We start from the raw sequence: 24,047 nt of genomic DNA on the forward strand, positions 1-24,047 counted from the left end.
GGGCGCAGGCCCTGGGCACGGTGCTGGCCGGGCTGGTCGCCATGGAGGGCGTGGCGGCGCTCGGGTTGTGGGCCGCCGGTGCCGCGGACCTGCCCGACCGCGCCTTTCCCCGGGTCGTCGTGGCGACGTTCGTCACCTCCGTGGGCGGTGCGGTGGAGATGTCCGGCGACGCGGGTGAGCTGGCGGCCACCGACGCGGGTCTGACCGTGATGCCGCTGTCCGTCACCCTGACCGGCGCGCTGGTGATCGCCCGGGGCTTCCTGCGGCCGCTGCGCCACCGGGCCGTCGTCGGGACGCGGGAACTGGCCGGCTGGGCGGGGCGGATCGCCGTGCTGTGGCTGCTCGCCCTCCTCGGGGCGGGGTTCGCGGCGCGGCAGACGTTCGAGGTCTCCCTCGGTGAGGGGCTGCTGAGTGACCTCGGCGACCTGTTCGGCGTGCGTCCGACCGTCGGTTTCACCACGGACGTGCCGCTGACCGTCCTGTTCGGACTGCTGTGGCTGGCGGGGGTGCTCGTCCTCGCCCTGCTGGTCTCGCACCGGGCGCCGCTGCCCGGGCGGCTGCTGCGGCTGCGGACGTCGGTGCGGCCGGCCGCGTACGCGATGGTCGCGCTGCTGCTGGCGTACGTGGTCGTGGGCGTCGTCGTCGCGCTGGTCGTCGCCGCGACGCGGGACCGTCCGGCGGACACCTTCGCCGTGCTGCTGCTCGGGCTGCCGAACCTGGCCTGGCCCGCGCTCACGATCGGTCTCGGGGCCACCTGGAACGGGCGGGTGGAGGGGCCGTTCGGGCTCCCGATGCCGCGGGTGCTCGACGAGGTGCTGCGCACGCCGGACGTCTCGACCGTGAACGTGGGCACGCTCGCCGAGCACGACGGACGGATGTGGTGGCTCCTGGTCGCCGCGGCCGTCCTGGTCCTGTCGGCCGGATTCCTCATGGCGTCCCGCTGTCCGGCCCGGCTGCCCGCCTGGCTGCACGCCGTGCGCATGGCCGTCGCCCTGGCCCTCACCGTCCTCATGATCGGCCTGGTCGGGCGGGTCTCCGCCCACTACGGGCTGTCGGTGCTCGGCATCGGCGACCTGGGCGGCGGGCTGGCGGGGCAGGTGTTCCTGCGGCCGCGTCTGTGGGGTGCGGTGGGTCTCGCGCTGCTGTGGGGGCTGGTCGCCGGGTTCCTGGGCGCGTTGCTCGCCCGGTGGGTGGGCGGGCGGTCCCGTCGGGTCCGGCACTGAGGGGTGTCGGTCCGGGGCCGGGGTCAGGCGACGGGGACGACCAGGGGCGGCGCGGCCCGCTGCATCCGCAGCGCGTCCACGGACTCGGCCATCAGTTCGTACTCGGTGGTCTCGTCACTGGTCGCGAGGCGTACCAGATTCCCCGCGGCGAGTTCGTCGGCGACCAGCTCCTGCTGTACGTCGTCGGCGCACCAGGCGCGCAGCCTGAGCGGCACGTCGGGCGCGTCGTCGGCGACGGGAGTCAGGGCGCCGCGCGGTAAGTGGGGGGTGTCGGGCTGCGGATCCAGCCGCTCGGCGATCCACATCGCCCGGTCGCGCAGCCACCACAGGGCCAGCGCGAGGGTGGGGGCCCGGTAGGTGCCCAGGGGGACGCCGATGCGCCGGCCGTCACAGACACCGTAGGCGGTGACATGGCACAGGAATTCGTCGTGCACTGCTACCCTCCCCCGTCACTCAGCCCGCCTGCCGGTCCGGCATGACGTCCGTGCGGCTCGTGTGCTGTGCGTGAGGGCGCTGTCGCATGGTGTGAAAGGCCCTAGTGGTGAGTATGTTCACTACTGAACCACTGTCACCATGAATTTCCGGCCAGTCTCCTGGCATATTCGCGGCGTGGGTTGGCCGAAATGCCGCGCCGCCTCCGTGCCGCCTGCCATGACCCCGGGGGTAATCGACGGTGCCGACGGGCCCGGGCAGGGTGGTCGTACCGGGTCACCGGAACCGGGACCCGGCTCCTGACCAGCACGCCCACCTCATTGGAGGCTGATCGCCATGTCCGCACCCACCCGCCGTTACGAGGACGCCGTCGCCCGCTACTTCGAGGCCTGGAACGCGGGTCCGGACGCGGTGGCCAAGGCGGTCGCCGCGGCCTGGACGGAGGACGGCGGCTACACCGACCCCTTGGCCGACGTGCGCGGCCACGACGGGATCGCCGCCGTGATCGCGGCGGCGCACGAGCAGTTCCCCGGCTTCTCCTTCCGGCTGTTGGGCCCGGTCGACGGGCACCACGACACGGCGCGCTTCTCCTGGGAGCTGGTGAGCGACGCCGAGGAGGGCGGGGCGCCGGTGGCCGGGTTCGACGTGATCACCCTGGACGGCGAGGACCGCATCCGGTCGGTGTTCGGCTTCCTGGACCGGGTGCCCGCGGGGGCGTGAGCACCGGACGACGCGAACACGGCGGTTCCGGAGGCGCCGTACGCCTCCGGAACCGCCGTGCACGTCCGGTCCGGTCGGACAGGCCCTAGCCCTGGACGATCTTGTCGATGCGGGCCAGTTCGTCGGCGTCGAAATTCAGGTTCCCGATGGCCGCGACGCTGTCCTCCAGCTGCCGCGGGCTGCTCGCGCCGACCAGCGCCGAGGTCACCCTGCCCTGCCGCAGCACCCAGGCGAGCGCCGTCTGGGCCAGCGACTGGCCGCGGGATGCGGCGATCTCGTTCAGGGCGCGCAGCTTGCCGACGAGTTCCTCGGTGACCGCGTCGGAGTTCAGGAAGGGGCTGTCGCTCGCGGCCCGCGAGTCCTCCGGGATGCCGTTCAGGTAGCGGCCGGTCAGCAGGCCCTGCTCCAGCGGGGAGTAGGCGATGGAGCCGACTTCCAGCTCGTCGAGGGCGTCCAGCAGGCCGCTGGTCTCGGGCCGCCGGTCGAGCATGGAGTAGCGCGGCTGGTGGATCAGCAGCGGGGTGCCCAGCTCGGCGAGGATGCGGGCGGCCTCGCGGGTCTGCTCCGGCGAGTAGTTGGAGACGCCGACGTACAGCGCCTTGCCCTGCTGCACCGCCGTGTGCAGGGCGCCCATCGTCTCCTCCAGCGGAGTCTCAGGGTCGGGGCGGTGCGAGTAGAAGATGTCGACGTACTCCAGGCCCATCCGGGACAGGCTCTGGTCCAGGGACGACAGCAGGTTCTTGCGCGAGCCCCACTCCCCGTACGGTCCGGGCCACATCAGATAGCCGGCCTTGGTGGAGATCACCAGCTCGTCGCGGTACGGCGCGAAGTCGGCCTTCAGGGCCTCGCCGAGCGCGGACTCGGCGGAGCCGGGCGGCGGGCCGTAGTTGTTGGCGAGGTCGAAGTGGGTGACGCCGAGGTCGAAGGCGCGGCGCAGGATGGCGCGCTGGGTCTCGACGGGGCGGTCCGGGCCGAAGTTGTGCCACAGGCCGAGCGAGAGCGCGGGGAGCTTCAGGCCGCTGCGTCCGGTGCGCCGGTAGGGCATCTCCGCGTAGCGGTCGGGATGTGCGGTGTACAACGCGACTCCAGAGGGGTTGGCCCCCGAGGTACGGGGCTTGGGTGGAACCGTCCTCCACTCTCGCGTGACCTGCGTGCAGTGGTCCAACAGAAGAATCCGATGGGATTGCGCGGTTAGGCTTCTGAGTCATGGAACTGCGTCATCTCCAGCATTTCGTGGCGGTCGCCGAGGACCAGCACTTCACCCGCGCGGCGGAACGGCTGCTGGTGTCCCAGTCCGGGCTGTCGGCGTCGATCCGGGCGCTGGAGCGGGAGCTGCGGGCGCCGCTGTTCGTGCGCACCACCCGCCGGGTGACGCTGACGGAGGCCGGGCGGGCGCTGCTGGAGGAGGCCCGGCGGATCCTCGCCCAGGTGCGCTCGGCGCACGAGGCGGTCGCCGCGGTGCAGGGGGTGTTGCGCGGGACGCTGTCGCTGGGCGCCGAGCAGTGCATCGCCGGGGTGCCGGTGGCCCGGCTGCTGGCCGCGTTCCGGCGCGGCCACCCGGACGTGGAGATCCGGCTGCGGCAGGCGGGCTCCGGGGAACTGGCCGAGGAGGTCGCGGCGGGGCGGCTCGACCTGGCCTTCGCTTACCGCACCCAGGCGGACACGGACCAGTTGCGCTCGGTCTCACTGGCGGGCGAGCCGATGACGGTGCTGTGCCACCCGGACCACCGGCTGGCGGCGGACGGCGCGGTGCTCACCCCGCACGACCTGGCCGACGAGGTGTTCGTCGACTTCCACCCGGACTGGGGTCCGCGCCGCGTGACCGACGCCGTGTTCGCCGCGGCGGGCGTGCGACGGACCGTGCCGCTGGAGGTGAACGACGTGCACGGGCTGCTCGACCTGATCGACGAGAACCTCGGCATCGCGGTCGTGCCGCGGCACTTCCGCCACAAGCGGGCCGCCCTCACCTCGCTGCCGCTCAAGGACGCCGACGGCACGGAGTACGAGACCATCGCGCTGCTCCCGTCCGCGCGGGCGACCAGCCCGGCGGCGCGGGCGCTGATGGGGTTGCTGGAGACGGGAAGCGCGTGAACGGGGGGCGCGGGCGGGCGGACTGCGCGATGGTGGACGCATGCATGCGAAGGACATCCTCATCGAGGGCTACGGCCGCATCCAGGAAGAAGTCCACGCCGCCGTCGAGGGCCTGGACCCCGACGGCCTGAACGCCCGCCCGGCCGTCGGCGCCAACTCCGTCGCCTGGCTGGTCTGGCATCTCACCCGCGTCCAGGACGACCACGTCGCCGACGCCTTCGGGCTCGACCAGATGTGGCTCACCGGCGAGTGGGAGAAACGCTTCGGCCTGGGCCTGCCCCGCCGCGACACCGGGTACGGGCACAGCCCCGCCGAGGTCGCGAAGGTGCGGGTCGACTCGGGCGAGCTACTGACCGGCTACTACGACGCCGTGCACGAGCAGACGCTCACGGCCCTGCGTTCCCTGACCGCGAAGGACCTGGAGCGGGTCGTCGACGACAACTGGGATCCGCCGGTCACGCTTGCCGTGCGGCTGGTCAGCGTCCTGTCCGACGATCTCCAGCACGTCGGACAGGCCGCCTATGTGCGCGGGCTCGTTCAGAGCGCGGAGGCGTAGGCCGGCAGGACCACGTCCTCGATGAGGGCGTTGCGCTCGTCGAAGGGGACGAAGGCGCTCTTCAGGGCGTTCACCGTGACCGTGCGCAGGTCCTCGACGCTCCAACCCGCCTGCTCGACCAGCAGGGACATCTCGCGGGTCATCGTCGTGCCCGACACCAGGCGGTTGTCGGTGTTGAGGGTGACGCGGAAGCCGAGGTCCTTGAGCGCGGTGATCGGGTGCTCGGCGATCGAGGTCGCGGCGCCGGTCTGGAGGTTGGAGGTCGGGCACATCTCCAGGGCGATGCGCCGGTCGCGCACCCAGGCGGCGAGCCGGCCGAGCTTGCCCGCCGCGAGGTCCGGGATGTCGTCGGTGATCCGCACGCCGTGGCCGATGCGCTGGGCGCCGCACACCTGGAGGGCCTGGTGGATGCTGGGCAGCCCGTGCGCCTCACCGGCGTGGATGGTGAAGGGCACGTTCTCGCGGCGCAGGTGTTCGAAGGCGTCGAGGTGGTCGGCGGGCGGGAAGCCGTCCTCGGCCCCGGCGATGTCGAAGCCGACGACCCCTGCGTCCCGGAAGGCGACGGCGAGGTCGGCGGCCTCGCGGACCCGGTCGAACATCCGCATGCCGCAGAGCAGGGTGCCGACCCGGACGGGTGTCCCGGCGGCGGCCGCCTTGGCCATGCCGGCGGCGAGACCCTCCTGGACGGTCTCCACGACCTCCCTCATCGACAGTCCGCCCCTGGTGTTCAGCTCCGGGGCGTAGCGGACCTCGCCGTAGACGACGCCGTCGGCGGCGAGGTCCAGGACGTACTCCTCGGCGGTGCGCAGCAGCCCCTCGCGGTTCTGCATCACGGCGAGGGTGTGCTCGAAGGTGGCGATGTAGCGCACCAGGTCACCGGAGTTGGCGGCCTCGTAGTACCAGGCGGCCAGCTCGTCGGGGTCGGTGGTGGGCAGGGTGTGGCCGACGCTCCGCGCCAGCTCGACGACGGTGGCGGGACGCAGGCCGCCGTCGAGGTGGTCGTGCAGGACCGCCTTGGGGAGGCGGCGGAGGGTCTCGGTGTCTATGCGCGTAGATGCCATGTGCGGGGGTTCCTCGACGGTTCTGGGGGGACGATCAGGGGGCGACGGGCTGGAGCAGGTCCCAGCGGTTGCCGTACAGGTCCTGGAAGACGGCGACCGAACCGTAGGGCTCGTGCCGCGGCTCCTCCAGGAAGGTCACGCCCGCCGCGGTCATGCGGGCGTGGTCGCGGGCGAAGTCGTCGGTGTGCAGGAAGAACCCGACGCGCCCACCCGTCTGGTCGCCGACCCGGGCCCGCTGGGCCCCACCCTTGGCGCGGGCCAGCAGGAGAGCGGTGCCCGCGGCCGGGCCGCCGGGCTCGACCACGACCCAGCGGGAGCCGTCGGGCCTGGGCGTGTCCTCGGCGAGGCGGAAGCCGAGGGCCTCGGTGTAGAAGCGGATCGCCTCGTCGTAGTCGTCGACGACGAGGGCGACCAGGGCGATGCGTGTCATCGGCACCTTCCGGGACGGGCGATTGACGGGAGAGGTTATACGTAAAACTCCCTGGACGCCAAGTCCCCGCCCGCGGGGCCTGGGCAGGTACGGCGGAGGTCAGCCCGTACGCGCCCCGTCGAGCCGCGCCAGGTCCGCGTCGGTGAGGCGCAGGGCGCCCGCGGCGACGTTCTCGGCGAGGTGTTCCGGGTCGCCGGTGCCGGGGATGGCCAGCACGTGCGGGCCCTGGTGCAGGGTCCAGGCGATCCTGACCTGCGCGGGGCTCGCCCCGTGCGCCCGGGCCACCGCGCGCACCTCCTCCTCGTGGGCGGTGCCGGCACCCCGCGGCCCGGCCTCGCCCGCGATGGCGTAGAACGGCACGAAGGCGATGCCCTGGGCGCGGCACTGGGCGAGGAGCGCGTCGGTGGCGGGGTCGTGGAAGCCGAGACCGTACCGGTTCTGGACGCTCACCACCGGGGCGATGGCCTGCGCCTCGGCGAGGTGCCGGGGCTCCACGCCGGAGAGGCCGAGGTGGCGGATCAGTCCCGCCTCGCGCAGTTCGGCCAGGGCGCCGAAGTGCTCGGCGACCGAGTCCTGGCGCATGCGGCGCAGGTAGACGACGTCGAGGTGGTCGCGGCCGAGCTGGCGCAGGTTCTCCTCGACGTGGGCGCGCAGGTCCGCGGGGCGGGCGGAGGTGCCCCACTCCCCCGACCAGTCGCGGTAGGGCCCGACCTTGGTGGCGACGACCAGGTCGTCCGCGTAGGGCGCGAGCGCGCTGTTGATCAGTTCGTTGGCGGAGCGCAGGGAGGAGAAGTAGAAGGCGGCGGTGTCGATGTGGTTGACGCCGAGTTCGACGGCCCGGCGCAGTACGGCGAGGGAGCGTGCGCGGTCGCTCGGGGCGCCGAGGTGGAAGGCGGCGCTGCCCGTCAGCCGCATCGCGCCGAAGCCGACGCGGCGGACGGGCAGGTCGCCGAGGTGCCAGGTGCCGGCCGACTCCGCGGTGATCGTTTCCGAGGTCATCGGCGGAGTTTCGCACACCCGGGCGGCGTCAGCAGTACAGGTTGCCACCCGGGGAGACACCGAGGATCTGGCTGAACTGCTGGTACTTGGTGACCCGGCTCTGCACCTGCGCGGGGTTCCTGCCGTCGCACTCCAGCGAGCCGTTGATGGAGCGGATGGTCTGGCCGAAGCCGGCGCCGTTGACCATCGCGTTGTGCGGGGTCATGGTGCCGGGCCCGGACTGGGTGTTCCAGTACCACAGGCCGGTCTTCCAGGCCACGGCCGCGTCGTTCTGCACCAGCCAGGGGTTGCCCAGCAGGTCGATGCCGAGCGCGTCGCCCGCGGCCTTGTAGTTGAAGTTCCAGCTGAGCTGGATCGGTCCGCGCCCGTAGTAGGCGGCCTGGCCCGCCGGGCAGCCGTAGGGCTGGTTCCAGTCGCAGTAGTGCGGGTAGTTGGCGGTGTTCTGCTCGACGATGTGCACCAGGCCGCCGGTCTCGTGGCTGACGTTGGCGAGGAAGGCCGCGGCCTCCTGCTTCTTGGTGGTGTCGCTGCCGGTGTTGGCGAAGCCGGGGTAGGCGCTGAGCGCGGCGGTCAGGCCGCTGTAGGTGTAGAAGGAGTTCCGGCCCGGGAACATCTGGTTGAACTGGGCCTCGCTGACCACGAAGTTGCCGACCGGCGTCTGCGAACCGCCGTCACAGGCGTACGGGTCCCAGTACCAGGTGCTGATGAGCGGGTCGTAGCCCGGGTTGGCGTGCTCGGCGATGTAGGCCTTGCCGTCGGTGTAGCGGACGATGTCGCCGGTGTTGTAGTTCGCGTCGGCCGACCAGGCGGGGTAGCTCGAACACGAGGCGGCGGAGGCCTCGTTGGCGGGCATCAGCAACGGCACTGCGCCGGCGAGGGCGAGAGCGGTCACCACGGCGGATATACGGCGCCTCGACACAGGTCTGTCTCCTTCTGCGGAGCACGGCCGCTCCCGTACAGGGCGGAGTGGGGCGCGGAACCTGTGCGCACGTGCCGGTCGGACCGGCCACGGCGTGGGGGCGGCCGTGGAGGGGGGTTGGAGGCACACTCAACCGCCTTGGTCTGTACCAGTCAAGGGTGTAGACCAGTTCAGCTTGACGGGCCCGGCCGGACGTTGTGCCGGACCCGTCGGCGCCGGGGCGCCGGGTAACGCGCCTTCAGCTCGCGGCGGCCAGCGCGGGGGCCGCCGGCCGGGGTTCGGCCGGACGGCCGGCCAGGGCGGCCGAGAACTGGTCGACCACCTGGGCGAGAGCCTCCGCGGCACCCGGGGCGACGGTGACCGTGCCGTCCTCATGCGTCGTGATGTCGCGGTCCAGGGTGAACCAGCCCTGCACGACGTGCGCCGCGCCCATGGAGTTCAGCACCGGGCGCAACGCGTAGTCGATCGCCAGGACATGGGCGGTCGACCCTCCGGTGGCGAGCGGCAGCACCGTCTTGCCGGTGAGCGCGTACTGCGGGAGCAGGTCGAGCAGGGCCTTCAGGACACCGGAGTACGACGCCTTGTAGACGGGCGTCCCGACGACGACGCCGTCGGCACGGGCGAACAGTCCGGCGGCCTCGGTGATCGCGGGGTGCCCGAGGTCGGCGCCGAGCAGCGCCTGTGCGGGCAGGGCGCGGACGTCGAGTGGGACCACCTCGTGGCCCTGGGCGGCCAGCCGGTCGTCGAGGTGGCGCAGCAGCCGGTTGGTGCGCGAGGAGGCGGAGGGACTGCCGGAGACGGACAGAACGGTGGCCATGGGTTCTCTTTTCGGGACGGAGGACGCGGCGGAGCACCCGGCGACGGGTGGGCGTCGCGGTCGGGTCGGGGCGGCGCGGAGCGACGGGATCGGGCGGCGTGGAGCGGCACGCGCAGGGCGGCACCGGGCCGGTGCGGCGGCGTGCGGACGAGGCCGGAGCGTGCGGACGATGCGGGGGATCGACAGATCGGCGAACCGGCGGATGACGGGTCGACAGATCGGCGGGATCAGGCCGCGGTGCGACAGGAGGCGCTGGAGACGCGCGCGAGGTCGACGTGGCGTCGCCGCGTGAGATCCGGTCGCGTTGTCATGCCTTCGATCGTGGCAGCCGCCGCCGAGCACGGTCAAGGAAGATCCGGCCGGTCTCATCGTCCGGCCCCGGATTTCACATGGGCGTGACACTGCGGACCGGCGGTTCCCGGGCCGTGCGCGGCGCTCGCACCCGTCGGGAGATCCCTTCCCTCACCACTACACATAAGGGAGAAATAAGAGCAGAATGCACTTATGCGGCGCTACCGCACACCGCATCCGAAGCGGTCGGCCCTGCAAGTCAAAGGAGACGACTCATGGCCAACGTCTCGCACCCCCGAGGTGACATCACCAGCCACCCGGACGCCCCGGAAATGCAGGCGCGCTACGCGCGCGTGCTCGGTGGCCGCGACGTGGCACTCGTGGACGGGCCGGTGTTCCTGCTCGGCCTCTACTGTGCCGTGTCCCCGTGGATACTCCACTTCACGACCAGCCAGCCCTCCCTGGTGGCCCACAACCTGATCGTGGGCATCGCCATCGGCCTGCTGGCCCTCGGGTTCACCCGCGCCCCGGAGCGCATGTACGGCCTCAGTTGGGCCATGTGCGCGATCGGAGTCTGGATGATCATTTCACCCTGGATCGTGGGCTCGAGTCCGGACGCCGGTGTCATCTGGAACAACATCGTCATCGGCGCCCTGGCCCTGCTACTCGGCATGGTCTGCGCCGGTACGGCGGCGCGGAGCGCCCCACGCAGGTCCTAGACGCACCGGAAGGAAACGGCACGGGCCGGTCCCGCACCCGCGGAACCGGCCCGTCGCCCGTGCCACCGCCGACGGACTGCACCCGCCCGCAGCGGGCAGACGCATTCCTGCGGGGGTTTCGGCGGAGAGGGGTGGAGATGGAGATCGACGGCATTGTCAGCGCCATCGTCATCGGCGTCGTCATCGGCGTGCTGGGCCGGCTGGTGGTGCCCGGCCGGCAGCGCATCGGCGTCGTGTGGACGATCCTCGTCGGCATCGTGGCCGCGCTCGTCGGATCGTGGGTCGCCTCGGCGTTCGACGTGGCCGACACGGACGGCGTCGACTGGGTCGAGTGGCTCATCCAGATCGGCCTGGCCGCGGTCGGCGTGGCCGCGCTGGACCGGTCCCGGTCGCGCCCGGGGCGTTGAGGGCCTGACCGTCACCTGCCGCGGAGCCACTCCTCGTACCAGGTGACGGTCGCGTCCACGGTGTCCGCCAGCGGCGTCGGAGCCGCCCCGAAGAACCGCTCGAAGGCGCCGGAGTCCATGATCTGCGCCTCCGTGTGCTGGTAGAACATCTCCTCGTACTCGGCCATGAACTGTTCGTCGAAGGGGCCGAAGGGACGGGGCCGTTCCAGGACCACGACGTTCAGCGGGCGGCCCACACGCTTCTCGATCAGCGCGTGGATCCCGCGCGTGCTGACGGCGGGCGCGGTCGGCAGGTGCCAGACACGGCCGTCCCCGTCGGGACGCTCGCCGAGGGTGGCGAGAGCGGCTGCCACGTCCTCGATGCCGGTGTAGCTGTGCGGGAGATCGATGTTCCCCATGGCCACGACGTCCCCGCCGGTGAGGGCGCCGGGGAAGACGGCCGCGCCCAGGGACGAGTTGAGCACGCCGGGCCCGACGAAGTCGGCACTGCGGCCGAGGACCACCCGGGCCCGGCCGGACCGGTGGGCGGCGAGGTACCGCTCGTCCAGTTCGGCACGCATCCGACCCTTGCGGCTGGTGGCCTTCCAGGGACTGTCCTCGGTCATCACCGCTCCCCCGGTCTCGCCGTACGGGTAGAGCGTGTCCAGCACCACCAGCCGGGCGCCGCTCTCCTCGACGGCGGCCAGGACCGCCTCCTGGACCCGGGGCATCACCTCCACCTGGAGGTGGTAGGCGACGTTGACGCAGTGGTACACGACGGCCGCGTCGCGTATGGCGGCACGGGCACCGTCGGCCGTGCCCACGTCGGCGGCAACCCGCTCGACGCCCTCGACGGCGGGACCGGCGGCCCTGCGGTCCACCAGGCGGACGGGGTGACCCCTGCGCACCAGCTCACGGGCGAGCGCGGTGCCGGCGGGACCTGATCCCAGGACGACGTGCGGGGCGGGCGGCTGCGGGGTGGCGGCGGACATGGCGCTCCTCTTGCCTTGAATCGCTATGAACACTTACTTCTGTTAGAGACTCTAACGTCAGCGATTATGAATAGCAAGATGGTCGGGCCGGGGGGACATAGGCTGGCCGGGAGGGATCACGTCACGAGGAGGACGGTGCGCCATGGTCGTGAAGGACGCCGAACTGCCACACCTGCGCCGGTGTGTGGAGCTGGCGGCCGAGGCGCTGGAGGCCGGCGACGAGCCGTTCGGGTCGGTGCTGGTGGGCGCGGACGGCACGGTACTGGCCGAGGACCACAACCGGGTGGCCTCCGGCGACCGGACCCGTCACCCGGAGTTCGAGCTCGCACGCTGGTCCGCCGCCCGTCTGACTCCGGGGGAACGGGCCGCGGCCACCGTGTACACGTCCGGCGAGCACTGCCCGATGTGCGCGGCCGCCCACGCGTGGGTGGGCCTGGGACGCATCGTGTACGTCGCCTCGTCGGAGCAACTGGTGGGCTGGCTGCAGGAGTTGGGCGTACCGGCGCCGCCGGTGCGGCCGCTCCCGGTGCGGGAGGTGGCGCCCGGCGTGACCGTGGAGGGCCCGGTGCCGCAGCTCACGCGGGAGATCCACGCCCTGCACCGGCGCTTCCACGCGGGACGCGCCTGAGCCGGGGCACCCGTCCTGGCGGCGGGTGCCCCGGTCGACGCGGTCAGTCCCCGGAGCTCGGCCGGAAGCGCCGGTAGAGGACGGTTCCGCCCAGCACGAGCGCGGCGCCGCCCGCGAGGGTGGGCAGGGTGCGGTCCGTCCCGGTGTGGGCGAGGGACACCTCTTCCCGGGGCGGGACGGCGCGCGGGGACGGCCCGGGCCCGGCGCGCTCCTCCTCCGGGGCGGACGGCTCCGGCTCCGCCGGGGGCCGTACGGGCTCCGGGTGGTCGCCGGAGTCGTTCGTCGACTCGTTGCCGACGGCCGGGTTGCCGATGCCGACCACGTTGACGCTGTTGCCGCTGACGTTCACCGGGAGGTGCACCGGCAGCTGTACCCCGTTGCCGGAGAGCACGCCGGGCGAATCCTTTCCGCTTCCCTCGGCGGCCGCGCCGCCGGACGTCGCCCCGGTCGCGCTGCCGGACGTACCGCCCGAGGCTCCCGCCGCCTGGTGCGACGCTCCCTGGTGCGACGCCCCCGGCTCGCCGGAGTTGGCGCAGCCGTTGCCCGCGGCCGGGTTGAGGAGCCCCACCACGTTCACGGTGTTGCCGCACACGTCGACCGGCACGTCCACCGGGAGCTGCACGGTGTTGCCGGAGATCAGCCCGGGCGAACCGGCCGCGGACCCCTCGGCGCCGGCCCCGTCGGACGCGAACGCCGCGTACGCCGGCATCGTCACGGCCAGCGCGCCTGAGGCGGCGACGGCGAGCACACCGTTTCGGGTAACCCTTCTCATGAGGCTCCCTGCCTTCCAGACATGGTCGCGGGCAGTCGCCCGCACCGTCTAAAACGCGGGCGCACCATCCGAGTTATGGCTTATCGGTCTTTCACCCCATCGAGTGGGCGGTTCATCGAACAAGCGGCGCGCGGTCCGGTGCGATGCCGCCCGGAGGCGCCGGGTGCGCGGCCCGCTTATGGTGAGCGAGGGCGCCGACCACCGGTCCGCGACGGGGCGCCCGGGAGGCATCGATGCAGGCCAAGCTGGAGACTCGGCCCTCGGTCCGGCGCTGCGCGGTGACCGGAGCGCTCGGCCTGGCCCTGTTGGGTGCGGGACTGCCCGCCGCCGCGAACGGCGCGACCACCGCGACCACCGCGACCACGCGGGACGCCGGATCGGGCCTGTCCCGGTTCTACGACCAGCGGGTCGAGTGGACGGCGTGCGAGGGCACGGACATGCCGAAGGACCTCCAGTGCGGCAAGGTCACCGTCCCCCTCGACTACGCGCGACCCCGGGGCGGGACCCTCGACGTGGCCCTGGCCCGGTACCGGGCGACCGGCGACTCACGGGGCTCGGTCCTGCTGAACTTCGGCGGGCCCGGCGGCTCCGGCATCAACGAACTCGCCGTGGGCGGCAAGGAGTTCATGCACCTCACCAACGGCTACGACGTGGTGACCTTCGACCCGCGCGGCGTCGGCCGGTCCTCCCCGGTCTCCTGCGGACCGGCCACCCTGAAGATCATGGAGGCGACGGACGGGGACGGGGGGATGACCGACCCCGAGGGCGTGCTGGAACGGCTGCGCGACGCGGCGGCCGAGTGCGCCAAGTACTCCGGTCCCGTGCTGCCCCACATAGGCACGGTCGACGCGGCCCGCGACATGGACGTGATGCGCCGGGCACTCGGCGACGACCGGCTCAACTACCTGGGCTTCTCGTACGGGACCCGGCTGGGGGCGGTCTACGCGGCGCGGTTCCCGGACAAGGTCGGCCGGATGGTCCTGGACGGCGTGGACACGCTGACGGAACCGCTGGCCGAACAGGGGCTGGCCGGGGCGCGGGGGCAGCAGACCGCGCTGGAGAACTTCCTCGACTGGTGCGTCGAGGACGTCGCCTGCCCGTTCGGCCAGGACGCCCGGGACGCCCGGGACCAGGTGGAGCGGCTCGTCACCTCCCTCGACTCCGACCCGGTGCCGTCGGCCTTCGGCGAGCCCTTCACCGGGCAGGACATGGTCGGCGCGATCGGCCAGGCCCTGTACAGCAGGGAGTTGTGGCCCTCGCTGGAGCGGGCCCTCGCGCAGTTGCTCGAGGACGGCGACACCCGCGGCCTGGAGGGCTTCTCGTCGGGCGGCGTCACCTTCCCGGTCCGGGCCCCGGCCCGCACACCCGTCCGGGGCGACAGGACGGCCGGCCTCACCGACGAGGAGGACGTCCCCATGGACAACCTTCCGGCCGCCCTGATGGCGATCAACTGCGCCGACGACCCCGACCGCCCCACCGCCGCCCAGGTCACCGCGTCCCTCGACCGGCTGCGCGCCCGGTACGAGGACGTCTCGCCGGTCTTCGGCCGGTACCGGCTCACCCAGGTGCTCATGTGCTACGGCAGGCCCAAGGGAACGGACTACATCCGGGACGACGTGAAGGACCTCGACACCGCGAGGATGCTCCTGGTCGGCACCCGCGGCGACCCGGCCACGCCGTACCGCTGGACGACGGAGACGGCGCACCGGCTCGGCCCGTCCGCCGTGGTCCTGGACAACCGGGGCGAGGGGCACACCGGCTACGCGTCGTCCAAGTGCGTGCACCGCAAGGTCGACGACTTCCTCCTGTACGGCTCCCTGCCGCCCGACGGCAGCTCCTGCGGTCCCGAGTCCACCGGCGACGGGTCCGACTGAGCGGCGCCGGGTCGGACCGGGCGGAGATCCGCTCCGAATGCCCGATATGCCTTATATAGCCGTGGCGCATATCGTTCTGACATGGAGCACGATCTGAGTCCCGCCACCCTCGCCGGACTGCGGCGCCCCCGCCCGTATCCGGCCGTGTCCGTACTGACGCCGACGCACCGCCGCGAGCCGGACAACGCCCAGGACCGGGTCCGGCTGCGCAACGCGGTCGCCGCGGCCAAGAAGCAGTTGGAGGAGGATCCGGCGGTCAGCCGTGACCGGCGCGCGGAGGTGTCCCGCGAGCTGGACCGGGCGCTGGCCGAGATCGACCTGACGTACGCCGAGGACGGTCTGGCGATCTTCGCCGCCCCGGGTGAGCACCAGGTCTGGACGCTCAGCCGTTCCGTGCCCGAGCGCGTGGTTCTCTCGGACACCTTCCTGACCCGCAACCTCGTCGCCGCCCAGGCGGCCGAGCGGCCGTTCTGGGTCCTGTCGGTCGCCGCCGACCGGGTCAAACTGTGGAGCGGCGGCGCGGGCCGCGTCGTGGAGGAACACCTCGGCGGCTTCCCGCTCGACCGCCCGGCGGAGGACTTCGACCCCGAGCGCCAGGAGCGGATCGGCGACGCGCCGAGCACCTTCCGGGACGAGGGCACCCGCAGGTTCCTGCGCGACGCCGACGCCGCGATGGGCAAGGTCCTGCGCGCCCACCCCCGGCCGCTGTACATCACCGGCCCCGAGCCCGCCCTGTCCCTGTTCGAGGAGGCGGGCGCGCTCGCCTCGGACGCGGTGCTCGTCCCGCACGGCGGGCTCGCGCACGGCACCGCCGAGGCGGTGTGGCAGGCGGTCCGGCCCGTGCTCGAGAAGGAGGCGCGCGGTTCGGTCGAGGCGGTGGCCAGGGAACTGGACGCGGCCCGCGGCCGCAAGGACTTCGCGGCCGGGGTCGACGAGCTGTGGGAGAGCGCCCACACGGGCCGTGTCCGGCTGCTGGCCGTCGAGGAGAACTTCAAGGTGACGATGCGCGACGACGGCGAGCACCTGCTCCCGGCCCACGACGGCGACCTCGACGCCCGGGAGGACATCGTGGACGAGATCGTCGAACAGTGCCTGGAGACCGGCGCCGACGTCCGTTTCGTGCCGGACGGCGCGCTCGGGGACGCGGACGGCATCGCGGGGGTACTGCGCTACTGACGCCGGCCGCCGCACCCGCGTACCGGCCCGCCCCCGGCCTCTTGACGCACGTGAAAGCCTGTTCGCCGTACACGTACCCGCTGTCGGCGGGTGCGCGGCGGACGACGAAGGAGCGGGCGCGGCGTGAGTGAACTTCTGGGTGTGGCGGTCCTGGGTGCGGGGCACATGGGTGCCGACCACATACGACGCGTCGACCGGGTGGTGAGCGGCGCCCGGGTCGCCGCGGTGGCGGACCCCGACGCCGAGCGGGCGAAGGAGGCCGTGGGCGGGATCGGCGGGACCGGCAGGATCACCGTGCACACCGACGTCGAGGCCGCGCTGGACGCGCCGGGTGTCGAGGCCGTCCTGATCGCCTCGCCCGGCGAGGCGCACGAGGAGGCCCTGCTGGCCGCCTTCGCGCGGGGGCTGCCGGTGCTGTGCGAGAAGCCGATGGTGCCGGACTCCGCCGGCGCGCTGCGCGTGGTGGAGGCCGAGGCGCGCCTCGGCAGGAGGCTGGCGCAGATCGGGTTCATGCGGCGGTACGACGCCGAGTACCGGCAGTTGAAGTCCCTCCTGGACGGCGGGCGGCTGGGCCGGCCGCTGATGCTGCACTGCGTGCACCGCAACGTCTCCTCGCCCCCGCACTTCACCTCGGCGATGCTGATCAACAGTTCCGTCTCGCACGAGATCGACGCGGCCCGCTGGCTGCTCGGCCAGGAGCTGAGTGCGGTGACCGTGCTGCGTCCGCGCCCCTCGGCGGGTGCGCCCGAGGGCCTGCTCGATCCGCAGCTCGTGCTCTTCGAGACCGAGGGCGGCGCCGTGGTGGACGTGGAGGTCTTCGTCAACTGCGGCTTCGGCTACGAGGTGCGCTGCGAAGCCGTCTGCGAGGCGGGCAGCGCCCGGATCGGTGCGGCGCACACCATGGTGGTCACCGCGGCTGGCGGCGCGCGGGAGGAGGTGCCGCAGGACTACCTGGTGCGGTTCGCCGACGCCTACGACCGCCAGGTGCAGAGCTGGGTCGACGCCACCCGACGCGGCCTGGTCACCGGGCCGGGCACCTGGGACGGGTACGCGGCCGCCGCGGCCGCCGAGGCCGGGGTGCGGGCGCTGGACACGGGCGCGCGCACCCCCGTCGACCTGGCACCGCGTCCGGCCCTGCACGACCGGGCATAGAACAAGGGTCCACCGAACATCAGGGCGACGACGCCTTCGGGCCCTCCTCCACCTCAAGTCCCGTAGGAGACCTACGACTTAACCCGCACCCGGAGTACACCGAACACGTACCCGAGTCACCAGGGGAAGACTGTGGCATATGCCGGAAGCACCACCGTATCGTGTGTCGCCGAATCCCTTACGAGGCGTGGCGGGCTGTGCAACAGTCGTAACGGTCCTTCCGCCGGCCCCGGTTCCACCTCGGTCGTACCGTCAGCACATCGGAGTGCGTCATGTCGTCCCATCTCTCCGCGGACCACCCGGCCGCCCAGTCACCGGGACAGGGCTCGGTCGAGGCGCTCATATCGCAGACCCGGCGGCTGCGGGGCGACGTGGACGCGGTACGGCGGGACAGCCAGGACGACACGACGGACCCCCGGGGGCGCTGGCAGCGCGCCCTGTACGACCTGGCACTGCACCAACTCACCGACCTCGACGCGCATCTGGCTCAGCTCCGGGACGGCCCGGCACCCGCGCCGCGCGCCGGTTCGCTGCTCAGCCGGGTCGGCAGCGCGGAGTGGAACCTGCTGACCGACGAGGCCGAGTGGTCCGCGGAACTCTTCCACATCCTGGGCCGCGACCCGGCGTCCGTCCCGCTCAGCCTCGACGAACTCCCGTCCGTGGTACTCACCGAGGACCGCCCGAAGCTCACCGCGATGGTCACGGACTGCCTCGTCGACGGCCGGCCCATCGACGGCGAGTTCCGCGTGGTGCGCCCCGACGGGAGCGTACGCACCGTGCACATGATGGGCGAGCCCGTCCTCGACACCGACGGCAGCACCGCATCGATGTGGGCGGTGCTGCGGGACGTCGGCGAACTGCGCCGCAGCCAGCGGGCGGTGAGCGAGACCCGTGACTCGCTCCGGCACCGTCCGGCGCCGCCCTGGCACGGTCTCCTGCGCTTCCCGGACGAGGGCCGGCCCGGCCTGGACCTGGCCGCGGCGCACCTCCCGCCGACGTCCGCGACGGGCCGGCGGTCCCGGGACGGCGGGTGGTACGACGCGTGTCCGCTCGGCGCCGACGGCGAAACCCTGCTCACCGTGGGCGACTTCGGACGCCCGGAGGCCGAGGCGTACGGCCCGGCGGTGCTGATCGGCGGCCTGCGCGGCCTGGCACTGGCCGGCACCCGGCCGGGACGACTGCGGGACCGGCTCGCCGAACTGCTCCGGGCCACCGCCCTGCCGCCGGTGGCCGACGCCGTCTACTGCGGCTACCGGCCGGACACCCACACCCTGACGTGGGCGCACGCCTCGGGCCCCGTCCCGCTGCTCTTCCGCGGCGGAACGGGGCGTGCGCTGTCCGGACAGGACGGACCGTCGGGACAGGACGGGCCGTCAGGAGAGGCCGAGGCGACCCTCGAAGCGGGCGACCTGCTCCTCCTGCACACCGGGGCACTCGAACCGGAGGCCGTGGAGCACCTCCTCACCCTGGCCCCCCGCCTGACCACGGCGGATTCGGCCGGGGACGGTGTACGGCTGGTGACACGGGAGCTGGACGAGTTTCCGGGTCGTCGGGACGCCTGCGTTCTGATGGCCCGGGTGACGCCCTAGGTCCGCGGAGCGCGTCGCGCCTACGCCGGCGCGACGGTGCCGCCCGGCCCCTTCCCCCGGGGCGACTTGCCCTTGGGCAGCGCCAGCTTGATCTCCTCCCGCAGCTCCTGGATCTTCGGGTATCCGGCGTACTCGGCGGTGAGCCGGTACATCTGACGCAGCCGGTCCCAGGTCCGCTGGGAGGAGTTCGAGCCCATCGACACCAGGGCCAGGCGCGCGTACCGGTCAGCCTGTTCGGGGTCGTCGGCGATGAAGCAGGCGGAGGCCATGGACAGGTAGTCGAAGATCTTCGACCGCTGCCGGCCGTCGATCCTGAGGGCCAGGGCCTTGTCCGCGTAGTGCTGGGCGTGCGCGGCGGCTCCCGGTTCGAACTCGGCGAGCGTCCGGTAGGCGAGGGCCTGCATGCCGTACAGGTCCTCCTCCTTGAACGTCTGCATCCAGTCCGGGGGCGGCACGTCCGCCTTGTCGGAGACGAAGAGGTCCTCGGCCCGTCCCAGGGTGCGGCGCATCGCCTGGCCCTTGCCCATCGAGGCCTGGGCCCAGGCCTCGATGGTGTACAGCATGGCCTTGGTGCGCGGCAGTACCTGTTCGCCGGAGCCGGACTTGGCGAGCTTCATGAGGTCCAGTGCCTCGTCGGGCTTGCCCAGGTGCACCATCTGGCGGGCCGCCCGGGACAGGGCCTCGCCCGCCCGCGGCCGGTCGCCGCCCTCGCGCGCGGCGTGTGCGGCGATGACGAAGTACTTCTGGGCCGTGGGTTCCAGGCCCACGTCGTGCGACATCCAGCCCGCGAGGACGGCGAGGTTGGCGGCGACGCCCCACAAGCGGCGCTGGAGATGGGGTGGGTGGTGGTAGGCGAGCATGCCGCCCACCTCGTTGAGCTGGCCCACCACGGCCTTGCGCTGGAGGCCGCCGCCCCGGGCGGCGTCCCAGGCGCGGAACACCTCGACCGAGCGCTCCAGTTCCTCCACTTCCTGCGACCCGATGGGGGCGGCCTCGTAGCGGTCGAACCCGGCGGGGTCGGCGTGCAGGGGTTGGTGGAGGTCGGGGGCGTCGGCCGCGAGGGCCGGGTCGGTGTGCAGCCAGTCGTGCATGGCGCTGCTGAGTGCGGAGCCCGCGGCGAGCGCGGCGCCCGCGCCCACCAAGCCGCGTCGGTTGAGCATGAGGTCCATTCCCGTGAATTCGGTGAGGACCGCCGCGGTCCGCTCGGGCGCCCACGGCACGCCGTCGGGATGCTCTTCGCTCCCGTCGTGTGGCCGTTTCCCCGCACGCCCGTGCCGGACCAGACCGAGGTCCTCGATGGTCACGACACGGCCGAGACGCTCGGTGAACAGAGCCGCCAGCACCCGCGGCACCGGATCGCGCGGGATCTCTCCCATGTCGATCCACCGCCGCACCCGCGAGGTGTCGGTCGCCAGCTGGGGGTGGCCCATGGCCGCCGCCTGCCGGTTGACCAGCCTCGCGAGCTCGCCCTTGGACCAGCCGGCCAGGCCGAACAGGTCCGACAGACGGGTGTTGGGTTCTTTGCTCACTACAAGCCCCCAGGTTCTCGGCTGAGTTGACAGTAGCCCCGTGCGGGTTGCCGGGCGACTATTCGCCACCGTTCGCCAGGGTGCGCCAGATGGTGTGCCACGGGCGGCCGGGTGTCAGGTAGGAATGCGCCACCCCGACCCGGTCGCCGCGGGGGTACTCCCCAGGGTGGCCCCCGGCGGCCGGTCGGGCGGCGCGACGGCTTTCGGAAGACGTGCCGCCCCGGTACCGAACGGACTGGACCGGACCGGCACCCCTCTTCAGGCAGGCACAGCAGGCACACGAAGGGATCTGTCTCGCCCATGTACGCAGCATCGTCCTCCGTGTCCGCCCCGCAGCGCGCGCTGCACCCCCGCCCGACGGCGGGCGGCGGCCCCTATCTCGCCCCAGCGCGTCCGGCGGCCCCGGTGCTCGGGGCCGGCAGGGCGCGGCTCGGCGCGGGGCCCGGCACCCAGCCGCTCAGCGGGAGAATCGACCTGTCCGGCCCCCAGGGGGCCCAACTGCGCACGGCGATCGCCGCCGTGCACCGGATCTGCCCCGAGTTCTCCCCCGTGCAGGTGCTGCGCCGCAGCGGACGCTCGGTGCTCCTGGTCGGAACGACCGGGCGCAGCACGGCGGTGGCCAAGTGCTTAGTGGACCACTCCCCCGCTTGGGCGGAACGAAGCCGGCACGAGATAGGGGCATACCGCTCGTTCGTCCGGCAGCGCCCTCCGGTGCGGGTGCCGAGACTGATCGCGGCGGATCCGGACAACGGCACGCTGGTCATCGAGCGGATGCCCGGAAGGGTGGCGGCGCTGCAACGGCATCCCCTGGAGGCCCCGCCGCGGGCGGACATCAGGGCGGCGATCGGAGCGGTCTGCCGGCTGAACGCCTGGCGGCCGCCGGCCGGCACCTTCGACGCCCCACTGGACTACGCGGCCGGGATCTCCCGCTACCACGAGCTGGGGCTGCTCACCGACCGGGACCTGGGCGACCTGCAGAAGCTGCTGCACGGCATCGCCCACGCGGGCGGGCGCCAGGGCATGGGCCAGTTCTGTCACGGTGACGCGCTGCTGTCCAACGTCCTCATGTCCCCGGCCGGTCCGGTGCTGGTGGACTGGGAGCACGCGGGCTGGTACCTGCCGGGCTACGACCTGGCCACACTGTGGGCGGTCCTCGGGGACGCTCCGGTGGCCCGCCGTCAGATCAGCCAGATCGCCCAGTCGACGGGCACGGCCGCGCGCGACGCGTTCCTGGTGAACCTGATGCTCGTACTGACCAGGGAGATCCGTACGTACGAGACGGCCGTGCAGCGTTCGATGCACGACCCGGTCGGGGCGACGCCGGGGCCGGCCCACCCGGGTGCCGCGCCGACCGGCGAGGAACAGCGGCTGCTGCTGCGCCGGTTGCACGACGACTGCCAGCTGGCCCGGCGGGCCGTGCGGGCGGCGGTCGGCACGCGCTGACGGGACCGCGCGAGAGGACGACGGTGCGCGGTGTGCCCCTCCGACAGGGGGGCGCACCGCGCTTTTCGTGTCCGTCCGCCCGGGTGTGCGCAGGGGCCACAGGTGTACGCCACTGACGCCCCGCAGGCCCGCGGGCCGTCGCCACGAAACTCGCCGAACCCCTTGCTGACGTGGGAAATCACCGCCATGACGGCATGATTGACGGATCGTCGGACCGCCGGGTACGACTGACCCAGCCCGGCCCCGCACGCCCGTCACGTCCCCCCACGCCCGACCGTCACAGGAGGCCGTTTTGCGAGGATCCCCCGTCGTGCCCGCCCTGGCCACCGCGGCACTGCTGCTGCCGCTGCTCGGCGCGGCCCCGTCGGCCGCCGCTCCCACGGAGGCACCACCCGCCCCGGACCGACTCCAGCGGGCGTTCGCCACCGCGGCGGCCGAGTACCACGTGCCGCAGAGTGTTCTGCTCGGCGTCTCCTACCTCCAGTCCCGCTGGGACGCGCACGGCGGCGCGCCGAGCGTGACCGGCGGCTACGGCCCGCTGCACCTGACCGACGCCCGTACGGCCCTGGCCGGGGCGTCGCACCACGGCGGGGGCTCGGAGGACCCGCGCGGCGACGACGCGCGCGCCGCGCTGCACCCGACCGGCGGTGCCACCGTGCCGTCCGGCGACCTGCCAGCCCGGCTGACCACGCTGCCGAGGGCCGCCGAGCTGACCGGAATGAGCCCCGAGGCGCTGCGCACGGACCCGGCCGCGAACGTGGCCGGCGGTGCGGCGCTGCTCGCCGCCGCGCAGCGCGACCTGGGTGAGCCGCTGAGCGCGGACCCGGCGGACTGGTACGCGGCGGTGGCCCGCTTCTCCGGCGCGGAGGACTCCGCGACGGCGGCGGCGTACGCGGACGACGTCTACGAGGTCATCCGCACGGGTGAGCGGCGCACCACGGACGCCGGCCAGCGGGTCTCGCTGGCCGCCCGCCCCGGCGTGGCGCCGGACGTCTCACGGCTGGACGGCGCCGGCCTGCGCGCCGCCTCCGCCGCCGGTACGGAGTGCCCGAGGTCGGTGTCCTGCGAGTGGGTCCCGGCCCCGTACGAGGAGTTCGGCGACGGCGACTATGGCAACCACGACCTGGGCACCCGGCCGGCCTCCCAGCGGATCCGCTACATCGTCGTGCACGACACGGAGGGCACCTGGAACGGGGTCCTCAACATGGTCCAGGACCCCACCTATGTGTCCTGGAACTACACGCTGCGCTCCACCGACGGCCACATCGCCCAGCATGTGAAGGCGAAGGACGTCGCCTGGCACGCGGGGAACTGGTACGTCAACGCGAAGTCGATCGGTCTGGAGCACGAGGGTTTCCTGGCGGAGCCGGACGCCTGGTACACGGAGGCGATGTACCGGTCGTCGGCGCGGCTGGTGAAGTACCTGGCGAAGAAGTACGACATCCCGCTGGACCGGCAGCACGTCCTCGGCCACGACAACGTGCCCGGCACCACGACGGCGACCATCCCGGGCATGCACACCGACCCGGGCCCGTACTGGGACTGGCGGCACTACTTCCAGCTGCTCGGCCGGCCCTTCCAGCCGACCGCCGGGAAGAAGTCCTCCCTGGTGACGATCCGCCCCGACTACGACGCCAACCGCCCCGGGTACACCGGCTGCGAGACGGCGGGCGAGCCCTGCGCGCCGCACGGCTCCAGTGAGGTCCGGCTGTACGCCGACCACGACGTGAACGCGCCGCTGATCAAGGACATCGGCCTCGGCACCACCCCCACGACCGGGGTGAACGACCTGTCCTCCCGGGTCTCCACGGGCCAGCAGTACGCGGTGGCCGACCGGTGGGGCGACTGGACGGCCATCTGGTACCTCGGGCAGAAGGCGTGGTTCCACAACCCGCCGAAGAGCCCGGCCGCGGTGCCCGCCTCCGGGCGGGTGCTCACCCCGAGGAAGGGCCTCGCGAACGTCCCGGTGTACGGGCGCGCGTACCCGGAGAAGGCCGCCTACCCGGCGGACGTGCCCGCCCAGGCCGTGTCACCCCTGCCGTACACCCTGCCCGCGGGGCAGAAGTACGTGGTCGGTGAGAAGGTGCCCGGCGAGTACTACTACGCGGTCACCTTCGACGAGGCGTCCCACCGGGTGGTGACGGGCGAGGACCAGTACTACGAGATCCAGTACGGTCACCGGGTCGCGTACGTGCGCGCCGCCGACGTGACGGTCTCCGCGGCCCGGTAGCCCGCTGCCGGGAGCCGG

General features: G+C 72.9%; 24 protein-coding genes. 13 read left to right on the plus strand and 11 right to left on the minus strand.

From position 1 onward, the window contains the following. Positions 1-20 precede the first annotated feature (20 nt). Positions 21-1,223 (plus strand): streptophobe family protein, encoded by a 1,203-nt coding sequence (locus Sru02f_RS23425; RefSeq protein ID WP_109028904.1) that lies wholly within the window; start codon positions 21-23, stop codon positions 1,221-1,223. 23 nt (positions 1,224-1,246) lie between these two features. On the opposite strand, the gene Sru02f_RS23430 is transcribed toward Sru02f_RS23425, so the two are convergent. Then, complete coding sequence (locus tag Sru02f_RS23430) at positions 1,247-1,657, minus strand: hypothetical protein (protein WP_003971870.1); 411 nt, start codon at positions 1,655-1,657, stop codon at positions 1,247-1,249. 334 nt (positions 1,658-1,991) lie between these two features. Here Sru02f_RS23430 and Sru02f_RS23435 point away from each other — a divergent pair, with 334 nt between their 5' ends. Then, positions 1,992-2,375, plus strand: a complete 384-nt coding sequence (locus Sru02f_RS23435) for a nuclear transport factor 2 family protein (protein WP_109028903.1) — start codon at positions 1,992-1,994, stop codon at positions 2,373-2,375. An 85-nt stretch (positions 2,376-2,460) separates the two neighbouring features. Here the strand turns inward: Sru02f_RS23435 and mgrA are convergent, their stop codons facing one another. After that, on the minus strand, positions 2,461-3,453 hold the full coding sequence (mgrA, locus tag Sru02f_RS23440) for an L-glyceraldehyde 3-phosphate reductase (RefSeq protein WP_109028902.1): 993 nt from the start codon (positions 3,451-3,453) through the stop codon (positions 2,461-2,463). Between the two features lie 128 nt (positions 3,454-3,581). Between mgrA and Sru02f_RS23445 the strand changes: the two genes are divergently transcribed. Both Sru02f_RS23445 and Sru02f_RS23450 read left to right on the plus strand, forming a co-directional pair. Continuing rightward, positions 3,582-4,466: a LysR family transcriptional regulator gene (locus Sru02f_RS23445; protein WP_003971873.1), complete on the plus strand. Its 885-nt coding sequence runs from the start codon at positions 3,582-3,584 to the stop codon at positions 4,464-4,466. A 40-nt stretch (positions 4,467-4,506) separates the two neighbouring features. Next, on the plus strand, positions 4,507-5,022 hold the full coding sequence (locus Sru02f_RS23450) for a mycothiol transferase (RefSeq protein WP_109028901.1): 516 nt from the start codon (positions 4,507-4,509) through the stop codon (positions 5,020-5,022). Here Sru02f_RS23450 and Sru02f_RS23455 read toward each other — a convergent pair. The 6 genes from Sru02f_RS23455 to Sru02f_RS23480 form a co-directional block, all read right to left on the minus strand. Next, positions 5,004-6,083, minus strand: a complete 1,080-nt coding sequence (locus Sru02f_RS23455) for an adenosine deaminase (RefSeq protein ID WP_109028900.1) — start codon at positions 6,081-6,083, stop codon at positions 5,004-5,006. The genes Sru02f_RS23450 and Sru02f_RS23455 overlap by 19 nt on opposite strands. 34 nt (positions 6,084-6,117) lie before the next feature. Next, entirely contained in the window at positions 6,118-6,513 is a 396-nt protein-coding gene (locus Sru02f_RS23460) for a VOC family protein (RefSeq protein WP_109028899.1), read from the minus strand. A gap of 99 nt (positions 6,514-6,612) precedes the next feature. After that, the gene (locus tag Sru02f_RS23465) at positions 6,613-7,512 is read right to left on the minus strand and encodes an aldo/keto reductase (protein ID WP_174854962.1); all 900 of its coding nucleotides are present in this window, start codon (positions 7,510-7,512) and stop codon (positions 6,613-6,615) included. 28 nt (positions 7,513-7,540) lie between these two features. Next, positions 7,541-8,431, minus strand: a complete 891-nt coding sequence (locus Sru02f_RS23470) for a glycoside hydrolase family 19 protein (RefSeq protein WP_109028897.1) — start codon at positions 8,429-8,431, stop codon at positions 7,541-7,543. A gap of 238 nt (positions 8,432-8,669) precedes the next feature. Then, positions 8,670-9,248: an NADPH-dependent FMN reductase gene (gene ssuE / locus Sru02f_RS23475; RefSeq protein ID WP_109028896.1), complete on the minus strand. Its 579-nt coding sequence runs from the start codon at positions 9,246-9,248 to the stop codon at positions 8,670-8,672. Between the two features lie 227 nt (positions 9,249-9,475). Then, complete coding sequence (locus Sru02f_RS23480; RefSeq protein ID WP_350891961.1) at positions 9,476-9,559, minus strand: putative leader peptide; 84 nt, start codon at positions 9,557-9,559, stop codon at positions 9,476-9,478. 255 nt (positions 9,560-9,814) lie between these two features. Here Sru02f_RS23480 and Sru02f_RS23485 point away from each other — a divergent pair, with 255 nt between their 5' ends. Next, positions 9,815-10,258: an SPW repeat protein gene (locus Sru02f_RS23485; protein WP_109028895.1), complete on the plus strand. Its 444-nt coding sequence runs from the start codon at positions 9,815-9,817 to the stop codon at positions 10,256-10,258. Positions 10,259-10,395: 137 nt separating this feature from the next. Next, positions 10,396-10,665 (plus strand): GlsB/YeaQ/YmgE family stress response membrane protein, encoded by a 270-nt coding sequence (locus tag Sru02f_RS23490; protein WP_003971884.1) that lies wholly within the window; start codon positions 10,396-10,398, stop codon positions 10,663-10,665. A gap of 11 nt (positions 10,666-10,676) precedes the next feature. On the opposite strand, the gene Sru02f_RS23495 is transcribed toward Sru02f_RS23490, so the two are convergent. Then, on the minus strand, positions 10,677-11,636 hold the full coding sequence (locus tag Sru02f_RS23495; protein WP_109028894.1) for an SDR family oxidoreductase: 960 nt from the start codon (positions 11,634-11,636) through the stop codon (positions 10,677-10,679). A 142-nt stretch (positions 11,637-11,778) separates the two neighbouring features. Between Sru02f_RS23495 and Sru02f_RS23500 the strand changes: the two genes are divergently transcribed. Then, positions 11,779-12,264: a nucleoside deaminase gene (locus tag Sru02f_RS23500; protein ID WP_109028893.1), complete on the plus strand. Its 486-nt coding sequence runs from the start codon at positions 11,779-11,781 to the stop codon at positions 12,262-12,264. A gap of 43 nt (positions 12,265-12,307) precedes the next feature. Here Sru02f_RS23500 and chpB read toward each other — a convergent pair whose 3' ends face one another. Next, positions 12,308-13,036, minus strand: coding sequence for an LAXTG-anchored chaplin ChpB (chpB, locus tag Sru02f_RS23505; RefSeq protein WP_109028892.1), 729 nt, complete (start codon positions 13,034-13,036; stop codon positions 12,308-12,310). Between the two features lie 233 nt (positions 13,037-13,269). Between chpB and Sru02f_RS23510 the strand changes: the two genes are divergently transcribed. From Sru02f_RS23510 to Sru02f_RS23525, 4 genes are all read left to right on the plus strand, one after another. Beyond that, positions 13,270-14,910, plus strand: a complete 1,641-nt coding sequence (locus Sru02f_RS23510; RefSeq protein WP_109028891.1) for an alpha/beta hydrolase — start codon at positions 13,270-13,272, stop codon at positions 14,908-14,910. A gap of 81 nt (positions 14,911-14,991) precedes the next feature. Further along, positions 14,992-16,086, plus strand: coding sequence for a baeRF3 domain-containing protein (locus Sru02f_RS23515; RefSeq protein WP_109028890.1), 1,095 nt, complete (start codon positions 14,992-14,994; stop codon positions 16,084-16,086). A gap of 123 nt (positions 16,087-16,209) precedes the next feature. Beyond that, positions 16,210-17,238 carry a Gfo/Idh/MocA family protein gene (locus tag Sru02f_RS23520; protein WP_109028889.1) on the plus strand — a complete coding sequence of 343 codons (1,029 nt, stop codon included), beginning with the start codon at positions 16,210-16,212 and terminating at the stop codon, positions 17,236-17,238. A gap of 272 nt (positions 17,239-17,510) precedes the next feature. Beyond that, the gene (locus tag Sru02f_RS23525; RefSeq protein ID WP_109028888.1) at positions 17,511-18,827 is read left to right on the plus strand and encodes a PAS domain-containing protein; all 1,317 of its coding nucleotides are present in this window, start codon (positions 17,511-17,513) and stop codon (positions 18,825-18,827) included. A 20-nt stretch (positions 18,828-18,847) separates the two neighbouring features. Here the strand turns inward: Sru02f_RS23525 and Sru02f_RS23530 are convergent, their stop codons facing one another. Continuing rightward, the gene (locus Sru02f_RS23530; RefSeq protein WP_109028887.1) at positions 18,848-20,356 is read right to left on the minus strand and encodes a DNA-binding protein NsdB; all 1,509 of its coding nucleotides are present in this window, start codon (positions 20,354-20,356) and stop codon (positions 18,848-18,850) included. A 300-nt stretch (positions 20,357-20,656) separates the two neighbouring features. Here Sru02f_RS23530 and Sru02f_RS23535 point away from each other — a divergent pair, with 300 nt between their 5' ends. Continuing rightward, positions 20,657-21,799, plus strand: coding sequence for an aminoglycoside phosphotransferase family protein (locus tag Sru02f_RS23535; protein WP_167469231.1), 1,143 nt, complete (start codon positions 20,657-20,659; stop codon positions 21,797-21,799). Between the two features lie 310 nt (positions 21,800-22,109). After that, positions 22,110-24,029 (plus strand): N-acetylmuramoyl-L-alanine amidase, encoded by a 1,920-nt coding sequence (locus Sru02f_RS23540; RefSeq protein WP_109028886.1) that lies wholly within the window; start codon positions 22,110-22,112, stop codon positions 24,027-24,029. Positions 24,030-24,047: the final 18 nt, after the last annotated feature.

It is taken from the genome of Streptomyces rubrogriseus, assembly GCF_027947575.1.
GTDB classification, from domain to species: Bacteria; Actinomycetota; Actinomycetes; order Streptomycetales; family Streptomycetaceae; genus Streptomyces; species Streptomyces rubrogriseus.